Below are 18496 nucleotides of genomic sequence, written 5' to 3'. Positions count from 1 at the left end.
GGGAACAAGTCTTTGCCAATATATCTTTGCAAATATAAAGGAGGAAAGGCAATGTCAAAACTAAAAAGAAGAAGTCTCACGATGGTAACGCTTTTCGTTGTTTTGATGATGGTCATCTCAGGATGCGGTTCGCAATCAGGTTCAACCAAGACACCGGATACCCCCCCAACTGCCAATCCAGCCAGTGAATCACCAGGGACTCCTCAACATGGCGGCTCATTGACGGTGGCCTATGTGGCAGATGTGACCAACTTTGACCCCATCAAAGGGACCACAGGCAATGACCATGCCTTATTATGGCCCCTCTATGATACCTTGGTTAAATTCACCCCGGATATGAAGCCGGTGCCGGGTCTGGCCGAATCCTGGGAATTTCCGGATAACACGACCATCCTTCTCCATCTGCGGGAGGGGGTAAAGTTTTCCGACGGGTCGCCCTTCAATGCCGAGGCTGTAAAATTTAATATCGATCGCGTCAATTCCACGGATTCACAAATCAGCGATTTAAAGAATATCCAAAGCGTGGAAGTCGTTGACGATAAAACGGTGAAGCTGCAGTTGTCCCAGCCTGATTCATCGATCATTCTGGCTTTATCGGATCGGGGCGGCATGATGATTTCCCCGACGGCAGTGAAGACCCATGGGGCAGATTATTCCCTCCATCCCGTGGGCGCCGGTCCCTTCATCGTCACCAGCCATATTCCCAATGGCGAGATTGGCTACGAAGCCAATCAAAATTACTGGCAAAAGGGTCTGCCCTATCTGGATAAACTGACGGTCAAAGTGATTCCTGATGCCAATTCCCAGATCAATGCCCTGAAAACCGGTCAGGTTGATTTTCTGGCCAATGTGCAGCCCCAGATGGTTGCGACTTTAAAAGCTGATGCGAATATTGTCTTAAGTCCTACCAACACCCTGGCTTTGAATATGATTTATCTCCGCACGGATGCCCCGCCCTTTAACGATAAAGCGGCCAGATTGGCTGTATTATACGGCATTAACCGCCAGCAATTGATCGATGCGATTAACTTCGGCCAGGGGACAGTGGCCGTTCAGCCCTTCCCTAAAGATTACTGGGCCCATGACGACAGTATCAACATACCCTATGACCCGGAAAAATCCAAACAGCTGCTGAAGGATGCCGGTCTCAGCAATGTTTCTTTCACCTTAACCACCTACCCGATTGAATGGTGGACCAGGCTGGCCAATGGGATTAAAGGACAGCTGGAAGAGGTGGGAATCACCGTCACGATTAAAACCCTGGAACCCAACGCAGCCGTGCAGAGTTTTCTCGGCGACAAAGAAACCAATGCCCTCACCGGCAACTGGTCGGGGCGGCCTGATCCGCAAATGACCATTGCCAGCCTTTACGGAAAAGACAGCTATTATAATCCGGGCAAAGCCACGACTCCGGAACTTGAATCATTGATCAAAGAGGCTGCGGCCACCACCGATCAGAATCAACGGTCCGGGCTGTATAAGAAAATAGTCAACACCTCCGTCGTGGAAAATGCCTTCTCCATCCCCACCTTCTCCCAACCCATGACAGCCGCTATGAACAAGAAGATCCAAGGCTTTGAGCCGAACCTGCTAGGAAAGGCGATCTTTTCCTCCCTTTGGGTGGAGCAAAAATAATCTGTAGTTGAAATGGTGAAGTGGGATTTCGATCCTGCTTCACTCCATTTTAAAGGAGGATAATAATGTTTCTGAAATTCATGCTGCGGCGCTTCCTTTACGTCATCCCCATGCTGTTCATTACCACCCTCGTCGTCTTTTCTCTGATTCTGCTCATCCCGGGTGATCCGGTCCTGGCCATTCTCGGTGAAAATGCCACCTATGAAAAAGTGGCGGAACTGCGCCAGCAATTAGGGCTGGATCAACCGGTGATCATGCAATATATTCATTGGTTAAATAACGCGGTTCATGGGGATTTGGGGAGATCCCTCTTTACCGGACAACTGGTCGGACACGCCATCCAGCAGCACCTTGCCATTACGATCCAGCTGGTTGCCGTGGGCATGACCTTTGCCATTGCCGGCGGGATGTTTTTTGCCATTACCTCCATTTACTTTCCCAAGAGCTGGATGGACTATGCCGCCCGCTTTTTAGGAACCTTGGGCACAGCGGTACCCAATTTTTTATGCGCTATGATCCTGATTATTATTTTCAGCTTAAACCTGAATTGGCTGCCGGCCACCGGCTTTATCAGCATTACCGACGGCGCGGGCTCCTTTTTAAAACATATCCTGCTGCCCGGCTTCTCCCTGAGTTTAGCCGGGATAGCCGTCATCACCCGGCAATTGCGCTCCTCCTTGATGGAAACCATGGATGCGGAGTATATACGCACCGCCTATGCCAAAGGGGCCGGCCGCTACCGGGCGATTTTCAAGCACGGCCTGCAAAACGCCATGCTGCCCGTGGTCACCACCATCGGTCTTTTAATGGGCACCATGCTGGGTGCCACGGTGGTTGTGGAAAACATTTTTGCCATTCCGGGCATGGGCCAGCTGGTGATCAATGCTATTGGCCAGCGGGATTTCACCGTGGTCCAGGGTGTTGTCCTGGTCATGATTGTGATGGTCGTGGTGATTAACTTCCTGACCGATATTGTGTATGCCTTATTGGATCCGCGAATCGAGTATTAGAGGGGAGCTTACTATGAGTTTTAAAACGATTTTTAAACGCTTGAGGGCGGAAAGACTCGCTTTTGCCAGCTTTATTTTCCTGGTCATGCTCGTCAGCGTCGCCCTGCTTGCTCCTCATATTCAACCTTATGACCCCTTCAAGCAAGATTTAACCAAAGTCATGCAGCTCCCCAGTGCCGAGCATTGGCTGGGTACGGACGGGCTGGGCTGTGATGTTTTGAGCAAAATGCTCATGGGTTCCCAGACGGCGATTAAGTCGGCCTTGTTTGCCATTATGATTCCCCTCCTGGTCGGGGTGCCTTTGGGGGTCTTAAGCGGTTATTTCGGCGGTGTGATCGATGATGTTTTCATGCGCATCGTCGATGCCATCATCGCCATTCCTGCCCTCATCCTGGCCTTAGGCATTACCAGCGCCCTGGGCGTCAACCTCTGGAATGCCATGATGGCCATCGGGATTGTCTTTACCCCGAAATTCGCCAGACTGGCCAGAGGTCAGACCCTGCAGGTACGGCTGGAGCCCTATGTGGAGGCGGCGAAGATCTCCGGGGCGGGCTTTGTCTGGATTATGTTCAGACACATTCTTCCCAATATTTCCCCGCCCATCGTTGTCCAGGCTTCCTTCAACCTCAGTATGGCCATTCTTACGGAAACCACCCTCAGCTTTCTGGGCATGGGCGCCCAGCCTCCCGATGTCAGCTGGGGGAACCTGATCCAGCAAGGCTACAGTCTGATTTACATTAATCCCTGGATGATCGTTTATCCCGGGATTGCCATCATGCTGACCATCCTGGCCGGAAACTTCCTCGGCGATGGTCTGAGGGTAGCCCTTGATCCCAAACAACAAAAGATAGTCTAAAAAGGGGGGAGATACTTGAAGACAGAAACACCCTTGCTGGAAGTCAATCATTTAAAAACCTACATCCCCACGTCCAAAGGTGAAATCAAGCCTGTGGATGACGTTTCCTTCACCATTGCCAAAGGTGAGATTGTCGCCTTAGTCGGTGAATCAGGAAGCGGGAAAAGTGTTTCTTCCCTTTCCATCATGAGATTGAATGCCGGCGCCATCAAATACCGTCCGGACAGTTCCATCCTCTTTGCAGGCCGGGACTTATTGAAACTAAAGGAAAAAGAATTAAGAAAGATCCGCGGCAACGACATCGCCATGATTTTCCAGGATCCCATGTCCGCCCTCAACCCGGTCCATCCCATCGGCAGGCAAATTGCCGAAGCGATTCTGCTTCATAAAAAAGTCAGCCCTAAGGAAGCGCAAAAAACCGCCCTGGAGCTGCTCAATAAAGTCGGCATTCCTGATGCCCAAAGGCGTCTCAAGGATTACCCCCACCAATTATCCGGCGGGATGAGGCAAAGAGCCATGATCGCCATCGCTCTGGCCTGCAATCCGAAACTGCTGATCGCTGATGAACCGACCACAGCCCTGGACGTGACCATCCAGTCCCAGATCTTAAATCTGTTGAGAGATTTGCAGAAGGAATTTGGGATTTCTATCCTTCTGATTACTCATGACCTCGGTGTTGTAGCGGAAACCGCCGACCGGGTGCTGGTCATGTATTGCGGAAAGATTGTGGAAGAAGGTAATGTGGAAGACATTTTTGCCCATCCCCGGCATCCCTATACCAAGGGGCTGATGGTCAGTATTCCGTCATTGTCCGGACCCTCCAAGGAAACCCTGGACGCCATTCCGGGGGTGGTGCCCAATCCCCTGGAACTGCCCACGGGCTGTAATTTCGTGACCCGCTGCGGGTCGGCCATGGCGAAATGTCACGAGGTTGCTCCCGAGTTGGAGCAGCACCCTTCAGGGAACCGGGTTTCCTGCTGGCTCCACACATCAGGGAAGGGGGATGATGAAGATGACAGAGAAGCAACCGCTCTTGTCACTCCAGGGCATTAAAAAACACTTCCCGGTGGGAAGCGGGCTTTTCGGCCAAAAAAGCAATTCCGTAAAAGCTGTGGACGGTGTCAGCCTGGATATTTACCCCGGTCAAACCGTGGGTCTGGTGGGGGAGTCCGGCTGCGGGAAATCAACCATCGGCCGCATGGTGGTGGGGCTTACCGAGCCCACCGCCGGGGAGATCTATTTTGAAGGGAGAAAGCTTTCCGAGTACAAAAGCAAAAAAGCCATGGGCAAGAACCTGCAGATGATCTTCCAGGATTCCTATTCTTCACTGAATCCCCGCATGACGGTCGCCGATATTATTGCCGAGCCCCTTGTTCTCCATAAAGTGGGGACCCATAAAGAGCGGGGGAAAAGGGTGGATGAACTGCTGGAAAGAGTGGGGCTGGCCGCTTATCACGGCAGCAGGTATCCCATTGAATTTTCCGGGGGACAAAGACAAAGAATCGGCATTGCCCGATCCCTTGCCCTCCAGCCCAAACTGATCGTCTGCGATGAGCCTGTTTCAGCCCTGGACGTATCCATTCAAGCCCAAATTCTCAATCTGCTGAAAGAAATTCAAAAGGATTTGGGACTGTCCTATCTGTTCATCGCCCACGGAATTCAAGTGGTCAAGCACATCAGCGATCAAATCGCCGTCATGTATTTAGGCAAAATCGCTGAATTCGCCGGGAAAGAGGAACTGTTCGCCAACCCTCATCATCCCTATACCAAGGCCTTATTAGCCGCCGTACCCTTACCCGATCCCAAGCTGCGGGACAGAGAGCGGATTCTTTTAAAAGGAGATCTCCCCAGCCCGGCCAATCCCCCCGCCGGCTGCCGTTTCCATACACGCTGCCCTGTGGCCATGGAAAAATGTAAAGTGACCGATCCGGCTCTCATCCCAACCTCCCAGGATAGCAGGACAGCCTGCTTATTATACGATATGTCCATTGTCTGAGGGGATGAAGCGACCTTGAATTAAGAATACCGCAGCCATAAAGAACCCCGCGCAAAGGCGGGCGTCAATAAGGAAGTAGTGTCAACAGGGAACGGTGTGGCCGGAAAGCTGCGCCGTTTCTCTGTTTCTACGCAACATTTCATCGGTGTCCTATTTGACCGCCAACATCCTCTGTCAAATGACGGCTTTTTTATTTGCCGCCCTTTGCCAGGCAAGATGATTTAAGCTCAATTCTCCTCTGTAAAAACGCTCATCGGGTCAATGTGCTCACCGTCAACAGTCAAGCCAAAGTGCAGATGATTACCTGTTGCATCGCCTGTTTTACCGACATAGCCAATGATATCACCTTGTTGTACCGTATCATCATTGGCAAGGCTTTCTGCATAGTCTGATAGATGGGAATAGAAAGTTTTTTGACCGTTGCTGTGATCTAAAATGACATAATAGCCGTCCGTCGCATTTTTGCCTTTCTCAACGACTTTACCCGTATTGGCCGCCAGTATGGGAGTGCCGCCAGGTGCCGGGATGTCTATCCCATCATGGAAGACCATGGCCTTTTCAACCGGGTGCATGCGAGAACCATATTCAGCGCTGATAACATGATAACCCGTTAAAGGCCAAAGGTAATTTCCACCGGCATAGGTATCCTCCGTTGTATTTGATTCCCCAACAGACGATTTTTCCGCTCCGGTTACATTCATGACTGATGCCGTCGCAAAGCCTGTTAAACATAATGCAGCAGCGATCATAAATGAAATGATAACAATTGGTTTTGAGGTGTTTTTTACGTTCATCATATGTGTCAACCTTCTTTCCATTCCTTTTTTTGATTCCGCAAGGGTAGCGTACATGCCCGAATGTTGATGGATAACCCTGCACAGGACATTGAGGATCGTTTCGCCATAAAATTGCCGTTCTTCCCTGTTCATATCCGATACCACCTGCTCGTCACAGGAAAGCTCGCAGAAAGTATCAATGTTTTTCGTCAGCCGGTACGCGGCCGGATTAAACCAATGGATTGCGTTTGCCACAAGCGTCAGAAATTTCACCCATAAATCACGCCGCTTGAAATGAGTAAGCTCATGCTTGAGAATAACGTTAAGCTCCCTTTCGCTCATTGCCACTTCGGGCAGTATTAACCATGTTTTGAACAGGCCGGCCAGCATGGGTGTTTTAATGATATTGTTTGACAATAGCCGGAGCTTGCCCTTTATACCCATTTCAGTCATCGAGTTTTTTAGGGCCAGAAGTGTTCCCGGATCATCAATTGGCAAACTTGTCCGCATGATTTTCCGCTTAAACCGAATAAACTGAATACCATGCAAAATAATGAACACGAAAACCCCAGCAAGCCAGATAAGCGGTAAAAATGATAAAACGTTTTTAGGATAAAGACAGCCGTTACAGGCGCGGCGGGCCTTAGGGCAGTAGGGTCTGTCTGGGGTAAAGCCTGCCCGGTTTGTGATGGTAATAGATCCGTTTGTTGTACGGTTATCAGATCATTAAGGATGGCAGGCACATTGGGAAGCCCCTGATTCGTCGTACCTGGTATGTTTGAAAAAAGATTGCCGCCCACAATGCCAACAGGAATAAGCAGAAACAATACCACTAATATGTACATACGATAATGCCAGGTTGCGGTTAGGGTTTTGGCTGTCAAAGGACGCAAAAGCAACAGGCACAAAACAAGCACGATACCCGTTGCCGACATCAAAAGTACGGCGATAAACGCTGTGTTCATTCTTTTGCCTCCTTTTGCGAAAACCACTGTTTTAGTTCGGCTATTTCCTCGGCGGTCAAGTCGTTGCCCTCGTATAAGGCGGTGATAAAACTCTTTACAGAACCGTCATGGACAGAGTTAAGAAACGTTCGTGTTTCAAACTGTTTGTATTCGCTCTCGGTAATCAGCGGTATGTACTCGTTTGACCGCCCATGCCGTACAGAGGTCAAAATACCTTTTTCGATCAAGCGGGCGAGAAAGGTTAAAACCGTGTTGGGCTTCCACTCCCTGTTAATCGTTTTTAAATCGTCAAGTAATTTTGCAGAGGAAACCGAGGGGCCGGCCGCCCATACAAACTGCATGATTTCCCGTTCAGCCTCCGACATCTTTTGAAGTTTACCCATAAAAGCCACCCCATTCATTATTCTACGTCGTGTAGACGATTATATTCTACATTGTGTAGGGATATGTGTCAATGCTTTGCAACTATTTTTCTATGGGATGTAGAATTATCCCCATAACAGAATGTTCGTTCCACGCCTCCTGTAAAACATCGCAATTCCGGGTTTTCACAAAACAGACCAGCTAAGCAAAGTCAAGCCTTTTTGTCGGCTGGCTCACATTAGGCCGCTGTCCTTAATTGGCGGCCTGTTGCATAGATCCAAATAAGCATAATAAGACATGGCAACATTCCTCCTTAATGCCGCCATGTCTTATAAAAGGGGCGCAACTAATTAAGCCCTCCATATACAGAGAACAGCGGCTTTGATTTTCTCAAAGCTGCTGTTCAGTGGTAATACATTTTTTCTTTTCCGCTTATGCGGCAGATATGAGCACTATCCAAGGTTCTGTCGGCCTTCTTCATGGACTGAGTTCAGTAATGTTTCTGTGCTTCAAAGATGTGATTAGGTAACAAGTCATTTAAACTAATGATTTTACTGCCTTTACTTTCATAATAGCGCACCATTTCGTCAATTTTCCTTTTATCATAACTTGTAATGCAATCTGATAAGACATTAACGCTATAATTTGCTTTGCATAAGTTGTAACAGGTTGATTTAACACAAGCAACAGCGTCTGCTCCTGTGATGTAGAACTCACCTATTTCATTTTTACTAATAAAGTCGGTAAATTCTTCACTGCTTAATGCGTTTCCTTTGTATTTTGTAAAAACATTTTTTGATACTATTTTCAAGTCTGAAGCTAATTCAGACCCATATGTATTGGGTTTAAAAGTCCTCGTGCCGGCGGATAAATTTTCATGCCTTATATAAGTAACATGAATACTATGATTGACTGCCCAATCAATAGCTTTATTGATGTTGTCAATAATATCCTTATAATTTTTTGTTATATCATTTTGAATATCAATGATGACTAAGGCTTTTTTCTGCATAGTGTCTCCTCCTGATCGGTGGATTGATTTGTTTGCTTTTTTATCGTACCATGCAATTGTTGACAACAGTATGGCAACAATCTATGATGATAAAAAAGAAATTTGGGAAGGAGGCTATCAGATGAAAGTTGACAGGCTTGTCAGCATTATTATGATACTCCTTGATAAAGAGCGGATCGGCGCACAGGAGTTAGCAGATAGGTTTGAAGTTTCACCCCGCACAATCTACCGCGACATAGACACGATCAACATGGCGGGTATTCCTGTCCGCTCAACATCGGGAGTGGGCGGCGGCTTTGAAATCATGCAGCAATACAAGATTGATAGAAAGGTTTTTTCGACTGCCGACCTTTCCGCTATCCTGATGGGGCTTTCCAGTCTTTCCAACATGATACGAGGGAATGAACTGGTCAACGCCCTTGCGAAAGTCAGGAGTTTTATCCCCGCCGACAGAGCGAAAGACATTGAATTAAAAGCAAATCAACTATCTATAGATTTAAGTCCGTGGATGGGCAACAGGAACATACAACCCTATTTAGAAATGATCAAAACAGCTTTACAGGAAAGCAAGCTGCTGACCTTTGAATATGCAGACCGCTACGGAAATAAAACCGCACGAACAGCCGAGCCGTATCAGCTTGTATTGAAAAGCAGTCATTGGTATTGGCAAGGGTATTGCTATAAAAGAAATGATTTTCGCTTATTCAAACTATCCCGCATATCAAACCTACACATACAAGAGGAATTTTTCACGCCACGGGATTATCAAAAACCGCAGTTGGATTTTACTGATATTTTGGCAACTATGCAAACCAAAATCAAAATTCGGATTCATAAATCTGTCCTGGACAGGGTACTTGATTATTGCACTTATGAACACTTTTCGCCAGACGGTGATGAGCATTACATTGTTAGTTTTCCTTTCATAGAGAACGAATACTACTACACTATTCTTTTCAGTTTTGGGGATAAATGCCAGTGTTTAGAGCCGTTACATATCCGCACAGAAATGAAGCGCAGAATACATGAGATAGCTGCCTTATACGAAAACTAGAACAAGGAGTCTGTTCCCATATTCACAATACTTTATGGCCGCTATAGTGTGCTATTTCGTTGTTTCCGCTAACCGGCAAGCAGGGCAGGTGTCAATACACTTGCCTGTTTTTTGTATTTTGCCCTGCCTCCAAAACACAAAAAAATTGCTTATTGGGGCCTGCCCCAAACCCGTGCCACTTCGGGCCATGTTGGCCCGAAGATGGGCCGCTTCGCTTAAGATAGAAAAAGTACCTGATGGTTAAGTCTCCAACAGGTACTTTCGAAACTATGCGTTACTTTAAACGATTTGACAGAGGGCGATTTCCCGCCTTACTTAGACTCGCTGTAAAATCTGATAAATTGCTGAATCATGGCATTGTCTTTATTTTCCCGGTGAATCAGGATGCCAATCCGGCAGTTGATTTTATCCCGAATCGGGGTTGTCACCAAGCCGTCCAAAACCTTAGGGAAAAACTTCGCCTGGCGGGCAGCGCCTAAGGTGATGTACTGGCCTTTCTGCAAAATATCATAGAAGGTAAATAAGTTGCTGACAGAAAACTTGATATTGTCCAGACCATACTGGTCAAACAGGTCTTCAAAAGGGGAGGGAGAAAGGCTGGTCGGCTTATAGAGAATCAACTGTTCCTTGCTTAAGGCTTTGAGGGAAATACTCTTAAAGCCTTGCCTGGCAAACCGGCTGTCCTTATGGGAGTAGACCACAAATTTGATGTCTCGCATCGGATAGTAGCACAGTTCCTCCGTAATCAACTCATTATACAAATGATCGATCAGCATGATGATTCCCACATAGTCCCTGTTCTTATGGACTTGCTTGATAATTTCCGGCACGCCCATTTCCTGATAGCTGATCTTGAGGTTGGGATATTCGCCGGTGAATTTATTGATCACATTGGCATTGCTGTCTCCGGCAATATTGGCCGGACAGAGAATGGTTAACTTTCCCTGCCTGTTTTGATTGGTCTTATCCTCAGCAAAAGCCTGGATCAGCTGGTTTTGCTCAGCCATTACTTTTTGAGACCATTCCAGCACCCGTTTCCCGTGTTCGGTCAAAGTAATGCCCCGGTTGGAGCGTTCAAACAGCGGGGTTGCGAAATGACGTTCCAGTGCTGCCATCATCTTGCTCAGATTGGCTTGGGTCAGACGGAGATTTTTACTGGCTTTGTTGATCGAGCGGCAGCGGGCCACCTCGATAAAATAGTGCAGGTATTCGATTCGCATATGAAAAACCTCCTAATCTGAAAAGCTCTGGCAGATGACAGAATGAAAAGGATTGTCCGGGTTGTGTCGCTTGCAGATCTTTCTTGGTTCTTCTTCCAGGTCTAGCCGTACTGCTCAGACCCGAAAAGCAGCCCAAGGATTTTGCTTTACAAGAGTGAGCGAATTTAAGCGAGCGGAAACAAAACTTCGCGAAAGCACGCAGCGGAGAAAGGTTGGAAACAGGACGTTTCCAACCGCCCATTGAGCAGGAGCGATTTGGGCGGGTACCTTTCGGAGCGGAGAGCTTGAGCGGTAGTTTTGTCCGCGCAGCTTATGGAGCGAACGGTGTAAAGCAAAATCCTGGAGAATCATCTCTTTGACGGTGCTGCACGGCAGCATGGGGGCCTGCTCTGTCAAACAGGGCGTTCAGCAGCCCTTATATATCCTCATTGTACCAGAAAAAGGAGGGCCGGGTTATATCGATCTTGATATAACCAAACCGGTTTTCATAACTTATTCGTAGCTACACGCCAACCCGGCTGTATTATATAGTTAACCTGGATGGACAGATACTCTGCCAATCTTAAGTTTTAGGAGGTTCAGCATGAAACGAAAAGCATTAACAGAGAAAGTCATTGTTCTCGGCGTCGACGGCTTTGACCCCAGACTGGCGAAGAAGTTCATGGACCAGGGGAAAATGCCCGGGTTAAAGGAATTTACCAGAAGAGGGGCGGCCAGAGAGGATTTAGTACTTTTAGGAGCAATGCCCACAGTGACCCCGCCCCTCTGGACGACCCTGGCCACAGGGGCCAATCCCGGCACCCATGGCATCACCTGTTTTTTTGCCTCTGATCCTGTGAATATTGACACAATGTACTACAATCTGGATTCCCGCAAATCCAAAGCCGAGCCTTTATGGAACGTCTTTGCCGAAGAAGCCGGCAAAAAAACCTTAGTCTGGCACTGGCCCGGCTCTTCCTGGCCGCCGACCTCCGACAGCCCCAATCTCCATGTGGTTGACGGCACTCAGCCGTCCGGGATCAATAACGGGATTCCCTTCCTGGATCTCCTCAAAGTGGTCACCGGCTCGGAGAAAATTGCTTCCAGCCAATACCTGCCCAACACCTCTCACGTAGCTCAGGGCCAAGGCTGCATTATTGACAACGCTGCCGAGTTGATGGAAGACGGGGAAGAGGCGGAAACCTCTGTTTTCCGCAAAGTCATCGCCGCCGGCAATCATGCCAAAGGCTTTCAATTCAGCATTACTGAGCAGGAGGAGTGCGAAATTGAAGCCCTGGGCAATATGGTCTGCGATACCATCAAAGCGGCCATCAAACCTGCCGCAGGCTGGGCCCAGGCACCGGCAGGGGCCAAAGAATTCACCTTCTTTGTCTCCGGCGGCCTGGAACGGCGCCCGGCTTTAATCGTGCCCAACCAACAAGGTGTTTATGACTCGATTCAGTTCTATAAATCCAAAAAAGAGACGGCCCCTTACCTTACCCTGAAAAAAGGGGAGATCCGGTTCGATGTCAGGGACACAGTCAAAAACGATCAGGGTGAAAACATCCCCTGCAACCGCAATTATCAGGTGCTGGAACTGGCGGAAGACGGCTCTAAATTCAATCTCATTATCAACAATGCCTCTCAGGTGGGCCGTGATGACTACTTCCACCCCAAAAGCCTGTACCAGGAAGTTGTGGAGAAGATCGGCAATGTTCCTGTGAATTTCCGGGTCAACGGCTCCAATGAGATACTGGTGCGGGAAACCATGCTCCCCTCCTGGGAAAATTACTGCAATTGGCAGGCAGAGTGTCTGACCTATTTTATGAAGAACAACAAATACGATATGATCTTCTCCCACCTCCATAACCTGGACGGAGTAGGGCATTATTTCTGGCATTACGCCTGCAACCAGGAAGAATGGCAGGACAACAATGAGCTTGCTTATCAGCAGTTCCAGGAAGAAGCCTACTGCCAGACCGACCGTTATCTGAGCAAATTCCTGCTTTTCCTCGATCAAGGCTGGACAGTGATCATCACCTCTGACCATGGGCTGCTTACCCAGGAGTACCATGGTGTGATTCTCGGTGAGATCCATGGTGTGAATGTTCCTGTCATGGCCGAATTAGGGTACACCGTCATGGTTAAAGATGAAAACGGCAAAGATACCAAAGAAATTGACTGGAGCAAAACCAGAGCCATTGCCATCCGCGGTGATCATATCTATATCAATCTGAAGGGAAGAAACCCCCAGGGCATCGTCGAGCCCGCAGATAAGTATGAGCTGGAGACCCGGATTATTTCCGATTTATATAATTACCGTGACCCCCATACCGGCCGCCGGGTTATTTCTGTGGCGGTGCGCAATAAAGACGCCGTCCACTTCGGCATGGGCGGCCCTGAATGCGGGGATATCGTTTATTTCACCGAAGAAGGATTCAATAAGATCCACGCCGATTCCCTTTCCACCCAATGGGGGTATGCCGATACTTCCGTTTCTCCTCTCTTCGTAGCCGCCGGCCCCGGCATCAAGGAAAATTGTGTCACAGAACGGGTGATCAGACAGGCGGATGTTGCCCCTACCATTGCCACGCTTGCCGGCGTCAGAATGCCCGCCCAATGCGAAGGCGCCCCTGTATACCAAATTATTGCTGACTAAAAACAAGACCGGGATTTGTGCCGCCGCCAAAGCACAGATCCCGGTAGCAGCAGCCTCAACCGGAGGGCAGATCATATAAGATAACATTCTAATACAGCATAAGGAGCGTTGATATGAAAACGTTAACGAAGAATGTAAAGGGTTCCATAGGGATGGGGATAATTGGCTCCATTTACTTATATCAAGCCTTGAAATTTCCCTTAGGTTCGTTGCGTGAGCCTGGTCCGGGACTGATACCGTTAATATTTGCTTCTGCCTTAATCGGTTTTTGCCTTTTAGAATTTGTTATGGAATTTTTACCGGCTCAACAAGGTCATGAAAAAGAGACGGATGGGGAAACGACTAACCCTGTGAAGCCCATAATTCTTATCGCAGCTCTTTTCGTATATTGCCTTGTTTTCAATAAATTAGGGTTTATCGTTGCATCCATTCCCCTTACATTCGTTGCTCTGCGGGTTATGCAGTATAAATCCAGACGGGCTTCTCTCCTTGTCTCAGTGATAGTAACATTAAGTGTCTATTATGTGTTTTCCGAATTGCTTGGTGTATATCTTCCGCCTGGAATATTAGGTTAGGGGGCAAATCGTCGTGGAAGGATTGTTACATGGTTTTGCAAGTGTCTTAACTCCTATGAATCTTTCTTTTGCCTTTATCGGCTGTTTTTTAGGAACAATAGTTGGAGTGCTTCCAGGCATAGGCCCGATTGGTGCTATGGCGTTGCTCTTGGGAGCGACCTATAGCTTACCGGTAGATACTGCTCTGATTATGTTTGCCGGTATTTATTATGGTTCTATGTATGGCGGTTCTACTACTTCAATTTTGCTGAAGATTCCAGGAGAGTCAAGCTCAGTAGTTACGGTTATTGATGGTCATCAGATGGCGCTTAAGGGACGTGGCGGCGCAGCCCTGGCTATTGCCGCCGTTGGTTCATTTGTTGCCGGTACGATAGGTTTAGTATTGCTGAGTCTTCTGGCTCCTCACTTAGCAGGAGCGGCTGTAAAATTTGGACCGGCCGAATACTTTGCTATCGCTGTATTTGGCTTAGTCATGTTAGCACAGTTAAGTGAACAAGGGCTTATTAAATCCATGATGATGGTGGGATTAGGTTTATTGATCGGGACGATTGGTATAGACCAAATGAGTGGCTACAGTCGTTTCACCTTTGGATTGATTCAATTACAAAGCGGAATGGATTTTGTTGCCCTGGCCATGGGTTTATACGGAATAGCCGAGATGCTTCATTTGGCTGAACAAAAAATAACTCAAACTGCAGAGGTTAAAAAAGTAAAAATGAAGGACTTACTGCCTACCCGTACTGAAGCAAAACGTTCTGTAGGCCCGACGCTCAGAGCGTCCGTATTAGGTTTTTTTGTCGGCTTGATCCCGGGGCCGGCGGCGGTTATTTCCACTTTTTCTTCATATATTCTGGAAAAAAAGCTTAGTAAACACCCTGAAGAATTTGGCAAGGGAGCACCTGAAGGTGTAGCAGGGCCGGAATCAGCTAATAATGCCGCTGCCGTAGGTGCTTTTGTCCCCTTGTTATCACTGGGGATACCTTTTGCACCAGGTACTGTTTTATTGCTGGCAGCTATGCTGGTTCATGACGTGGTTCCCGGCCCTCTTTTGATCAGGGATAATCCGGATATATTCTGGGGTGTCATCGCCTCGATGTATATCGGCAACTGTATACTGCTGATACTTAATTTGCCTCTGATTAACCTGCTTACCCGCCTTCTGCGGGTGCCGGCTAATTTGTTAATGCCGATTATCATCGTGTTGTGTATTGTTGGAGCGTTTGCAGTGAATAACTCTGTTACAGAAATTATCGTTATGATTGTTGCCGGTGTGGCAGGCTATATTTTTAATAAACTTGATTTTCCAATTGCACCTCTTCTTTTGGCTTTGGTACTCGGACCTATGCTGGAATCATCTTTTATCGGAGCCCTAATGATATCTCATGGCAGCTTGGCGATTTTTGTAACACGGCCTTTGTCAGGCACCATATTTGCGATAACCGGTCTGGTGATTATTTTGCCATTAATAATGAAGTGTATTAAAAAATTCAATAAGGGAAGAAAGGAGGCAAAAATAACTTCATAATTCAATTGGCTTTTTAGGGTTTCCTAAGTTTTGTGAGAATTTTCCTGATTAATTTCCTTGCTCTTTTTAAGAATGAAAAAAACGAGATCGGAAGGATGGGAAAAGTAATGAAAAAAAGCATGGTTTACCTCTGTACAGCTGTACTACTGATTATGGTGTCGGTAACTCTTGCGGGATGTAGTAAGGGGGCAGATACAAAAGCAGGAACAGCTCCCCAGGAAGGCCCAGTAGTATCAAGTTATCCTGAAAAGCCAATCAATTGGTATGTCGGCGTTATGGCAGGAACTTCAATTGACACCAGTGCCAGAAAATTAGCGGTTTTATTAGAAAAAGAACTTGGACAACCCATTACAATCATCAATATAGAGGGCGGCGGCCAGAATATAATGTATACGAAAGTGAAAGGGGAAAAACCTGACGGCTATACAATATTCAGCCAACAAAGCATCATGCCTATGAATTATGGCATGGGGACGTCTGATATTACCTATAAAGATTTTGATAATATCTGTAGTTTCATAGCGTCTGATCCCGCACTGATGGTCAGAAGAGATTCTCCATTAAAAACTATGGATGATTTTATAAAAGCTGCTAAAGAGAATCCAGGCAATGTTTCGGTTGGTTTAGGTTCGGCAACAAGTCCATGGTTAACAACAATCGATTCACTGCATAGAGATCTCGGTATAACTGTAAATGTTGTTAAGGCAAGCAAAGGCGCTGTCGAATCCACCCAACAACTGCTCGGGGGTCATATAGATACCATGATGAATGTGATGACTGCTTCTCCTGGTCTTATTGAATCGGGGGACGTACGGGTGCTTGCCCTGGACGCTGATCAAAGGCATCCAGTATATCCGGATATTCCCTTGTTTAAGGAATACGGTATTAATGATTTCAACCATTTGGTTACAGGAGTTTCGGCACCTAAGGGATTGCCGCAGGATGTTAAGGAGAAGCTGAATAAAGCATTCGCAAAAATATTACAAGACCCAGGTTGGCAAGAATTTGTCAATACTTCGTTAAATGCTGAGTTTTATTTAACTGGTGACGAATATGATGCGTTCCTGGCAAAAGAGCATGAAACCAAGCTGGAGGGCCTTAAAAAAGTAGGGCTTTATAAGAGAAAAGACTGATGCCTAAAAAAGTAAGCCCTCCGGACTTTCCGGTGGGCTTACGGCACATCAATCATTGGTATCCGTAAAGATCCGCATGAAATTGGTGAGAAACAAGGGATAATAATTTCGCTTCTTATAAATGAAGCAGATATCCAGGGAAACCTGGAAGTCGTCCAGGACAAGTATTTTTATTTTAGAGGCTTCATTTAAGCCATAGGTGCTGATAAAGGTTTCCGGCACGATGGCAATGCCCAGGTTGGAATCCACCAGTTTGATCGAGGTTTCATAGGTATCTGTGGAATAAATCCCGTCATTTTTTACGGAATCCCCTAAAAAGTTATCGATCTCTTCCCGATAAATCCCCTGACGGCGCAAAATGATGCGCTCATTCAAAAGCTGGCTGAAGGAAATCTTATCAACCTTGGCCAAAGGGTGTGAACAGGAGACCACCGCCACCGAATTGGCATTGGAGACGACTTTATATTTGATCCCCGACAATTCCATCAGGGATTTTATTCTGCTGTTGGCGGCGATCAAAGCAACATCCATGGTATCGTTAAGCAGCCGCTCAATAATCTCCGAAGTTCCGCTTTCAATCAGTTCAACACAAATATCAGGATGAATTTTTACGAATTCCATGAGCTTTTTAGGCACTAAATCAAGCCTGGTAATGGGAATGACCCCAAGCTTGATCAGTCCCGAGCCGGGATTCAGTATTTCCGCAATACCGGTTTCCAGCTCGGCAACCGCTTCCAGGATGGCCTGCACTAAGGGCAAAAGCTGCTTGCCTTCCGCAGTTAAAGCGATCTTTCGCCCCTGCTTCTCAAATAAGGGCACCCCGATTTCTTTTTGCAGCTCATTGATTTGCTGGCTTATGGAGGGTTCACTTATAAAAAGCTTGGCTGCCGCCTCGCGCATGGTTCCATATTTAACGACTGAATCGAAATAGCGAAGCTGCCGCATTTCCATCTGATCACCTCCGTCTGATTGATAGCTAAAGCTTATCAATCATTCTTAATCGCTAATTATCACCTCGGACTAACTATAGTATAATTCATGTATAGATAATTGGGAATAATCAAATGGAATCTTGTGAATGTAATCCCTTAAACGAATAAACCGTTTCAGCAATCCAACTGCGGGAAGGTGATAGAACTGCAGCTTCAGCTCCAATGGACAGACTCATTTCAAAATGTAGGGGAGGTAGTTTATGAACAGACAACATCAATGTAAAACTGCAGCACAATGTCCCCCCACACCTTGCCGGGGAGGTGTGCAGCCATGAGGAATTTGTTGGCAGACCGGATCGCCGGTGGTTTTTTCCTTGTGATCGGCGGGATGGCCATTTATGAGGCAATCCGGCTGTATCCTATGCATATTGGCCGCTCCATTGTCGGAGACGAAACATTTATCGGCTTTCTGGGTGTGGCACTGCTTATTCTCGGCGGGCTGTTCCTCTTTGTGCTTAAGCCCCCGGGAGATGAACAGGCGGAGTTCCCCACCGGACAGCTGCGCAAAAAGATGCTGTTCGTGATGGGCTTAGTATTTGCTTATTGGGGGTTATTGCAGGCCCTCGGCTACCTGGCCAGTACCTTTGTGATCGGAGTGGGCTTATTCCGGACCATCGGTGATTATAGGTGGCTGCGCTGCATCGTGTTTGCAGCCATACTTACGGGTGTATTTTACGGAATATTTGTGATGTGGCTGCAGACCCCATTTCCACAGCCGATGATCACTATTTTTTAACGGGGGTATT

17 protein-coding genes are annotated in these 18496 nt (G+C 47.3%); 11 read left to right on the top strand and 6 right to left on the bottom strand.

Annotated features, from left to right (window positions below; genetic code table 11):
• Positions 1-51 precede the first annotated feature (51 nt).
• The 5 genes from BUA14_RS01160 to BUA14_RS01140 all read left to right on the top strand — a co-directional run bounded on the left by BUA14_RS01160 (position 52) and on the right by BUA14_RS01140 (position 5497).
• On the top strand, positions 52-1635 hold the full coding sequence (locus tag BUA14_RS01160) for an ABC transporter substrate-binding protein (RefSeq protein WP_072770891.1): 1584 nt from the start codon (positions 52-54) through the stop codon (positions 1633-1635).
• Positions 1636-1700: 65 nt separating this feature from the next.
• Positions 1701-2645, top strand: coding sequence for an ABC transporter permease (locus tag BUA14_RS01155; protein ID WP_005813354.1), 945 nt, complete (start codon positions 1701-1703; stop codon positions 2643-2645).
• A 13-nt stretch (positions 2646-2658) separates the two neighbouring features.
• On the top strand, positions 2659-3501 hold the full coding sequence (locus BUA14_RS01150; RefSeq protein ID WP_072770890.1) for an ABC transporter permease: 843 nt from the start codon (positions 2659-2661) through the stop codon (positions 3499-3501).
• A gap of 15 nt (positions 3502-3516) precedes the next feature.
• A complete protein-coding gene (locus BUA14_RS01145; RefSeq protein ID WP_005813352.1) occupies positions 3517-4554 on the top strand; it encodes an ABC transporter ATP-binding protein in 1038 nt (345 codons plus the stop codon).
• Complete coding sequence (locus BUA14_RS01140) at positions 4514-5497, top strand: ABC transporter ATP-binding protein (RefSeq protein ID WP_072770889.1); 984 nt, start codon at positions 4514-4516, stop codon at positions 5495-5497. Before BUA14_RS01145 ends, BUA14_RS01140 begins: the two co-directional genes overlap by 41 nt.
• Positions 5498-5724: 227 nt before the next feature.
• Here the strand turns inward: BUA14_RS01140 and BUA14_RS01135 are convergent, their stop codons facing one another.
• From BUA14_RS01135 to BUA14_RS01125, 4 genes are all read right to left on the bottom strand, one after another.
• Positions 5725-6834: a M23/M56 family metallopeptidase gene (locus BUA14_RS01135; RefSeq protein ID WP_242954513.1), complete on the bottom strand. Its 1110-nt coding sequence runs from the start codon at positions 6832-6834 to the stop codon at positions 5725-5727.
• Positions 6735-7238: a hypothetical protein gene (locus tag BUA14_RS28360; protein ID WP_242954512.1), complete on the bottom strand. Its 504-nt coding sequence runs from the start codon at positions 7236-7238 to the stop codon at positions 6735-6737. The genes BUA14_RS01135 and BUA14_RS28360 overlap by 100 nt, the downstream gene beginning before the upstream one ends.
• The gene (locus BUA14_RS01130; RefSeq protein WP_072770888.1) at positions 7235-7621 is read right to left on the bottom strand and encodes a BlaI/MecI/CopY family transcriptional regulator; all 387 of its coding nucleotides are present in this window, start codon (positions 7619-7621) and stop codon (positions 7235-7237) included. The genes BUA14_RS28360 and BUA14_RS01130 overlap by 4 nt, the downstream gene beginning before the upstream one ends.
• A 470-nt stretch (positions 7622-8091) precedes the next feature.
• Positions 8092-8613: a cysteine hydrolase family protein gene (locus tag BUA14_RS01125; RefSeq protein ID WP_072770887.1), complete on the bottom strand. Its 522-nt coding sequence runs from the start codon at positions 8611-8613 to the stop codon at positions 8092-8094.
• Between the two features lie 121 nt (positions 8614-8734).
• On the opposite strand from BUA14_RS01125, the gene BUA14_RS01120 reads away from it, so the two are divergent.
• Complete coding sequence (locus tag BUA14_RS01120; RefSeq protein ID WP_072770886.1) at positions 8735-9667, top strand: helix-turn-helix transcriptional regulator; 933 nt, start codon at positions 8735-8737, stop codon at positions 9665-9667.
• A 311-nt stretch (positions 9668-9978) separates the two neighbouring features.
• On the opposite strand, the gene BUA14_RS01115 is transcribed toward BUA14_RS01120, so the two are convergent.
• Complete coding sequence (locus BUA14_RS01115) at positions 9979-10887, bottom strand: LysR family transcriptional regulator (RefSeq protein ID WP_072770885.1); 909 nt, start codon at positions 10885-10887, stop codon at positions 9979-9981.
• A 583-nt stretch (positions 10888-11470) separates the two neighbouring features.
• On the opposite strand from BUA14_RS01115, the gene BUA14_RS01110 reads away from it, so the two are divergent.
• From BUA14_RS01110 to BUA14_RS01095, 4 genes are all read left to right on the top strand, one after another.
• Positions 11471-13525 carry an alkaline phosphatase family protein gene (locus BUA14_RS01110; protein ID WP_072770884.1) on the top strand — a complete coding sequence of 685 codons (2055 nt, stop codon included), beginning with the start codon at positions 11471-11473 and terminating at the stop codon, positions 13523-13525.
• A 113-nt stretch (positions 13526-13638) separates the two neighbouring features.
• On the top strand, positions 13639-14100 hold the full coding sequence (locus BUA14_RS01105) for a tripartite tricarboxylate transporter TctB family protein (protein ID WP_072770883.1): 462 nt from the start codon (positions 13639-13641) through the stop codon (positions 14098-14100).
• 13 nt (positions 14101-14113) lie between these two features.
• Positions 14114-15625 (top strand): tripartite tricarboxylate transporter permease, encoded by a 1512-nt coding sequence (locus BUA14_RS01100; RefSeq protein WP_178371586.1) that lies wholly within the window; start codon positions 14114-14116, stop codon positions 15623-15625.
• Positions 15626-15732: 107 nt separating this feature from the next.
• The gene (locus tag BUA14_RS01095; protein WP_072770882.1) at positions 15733-16758 is read left to right on the top strand and encodes a tripartite tricarboxylate transporter substrate binding protein; all 1026 of its coding nucleotides are present in this window, start codon (positions 15733-15735) and stop codon (positions 16756-16758) included.
• Between the two features lie 48 nt (positions 16759-16806).
• On the opposite strand, the gene BUA14_RS01090 is transcribed toward BUA14_RS01095, so the two are convergent.
• Entirely contained in the window at positions 16807-17709 is a 903-nt protein-coding gene (locus BUA14_RS01090) for a LysR family transcriptional regulator (RefSeq protein WP_072770881.1), read from the bottom strand.
• Between the two features lie 312 nt (positions 17710-18021).
• On the opposite strand from BUA14_RS01090, the gene BUA14_RS01085 reads away from it, so the two are divergent.
• Entirely contained in the window at positions 18022-18486 is a 465-nt protein-coding gene (locus BUA14_RS01085; protein ID WP_178371585.1) for a tripartite tricarboxylate transporter TctB family protein, read from the top strand.
• Positions 18487-18496: the final 10 nt, after the last annotated feature.

The sequence above is a fragment of the Desulfitobacterium chlororespirans DSM 11544 genome (assembly GCF_900143285.1).
GTDB classification, from domain to species: domain Bacteria; phylum Bacillota; class Desulfitobacteriia; order Desulfitobacteriales; family Desulfitobacteriaceae; genus Desulfitobacterium; species Desulfitobacterium chlororespirans.
This window is presented reverse-complemented; position numbering and strand designations above follow the sequence as displayed.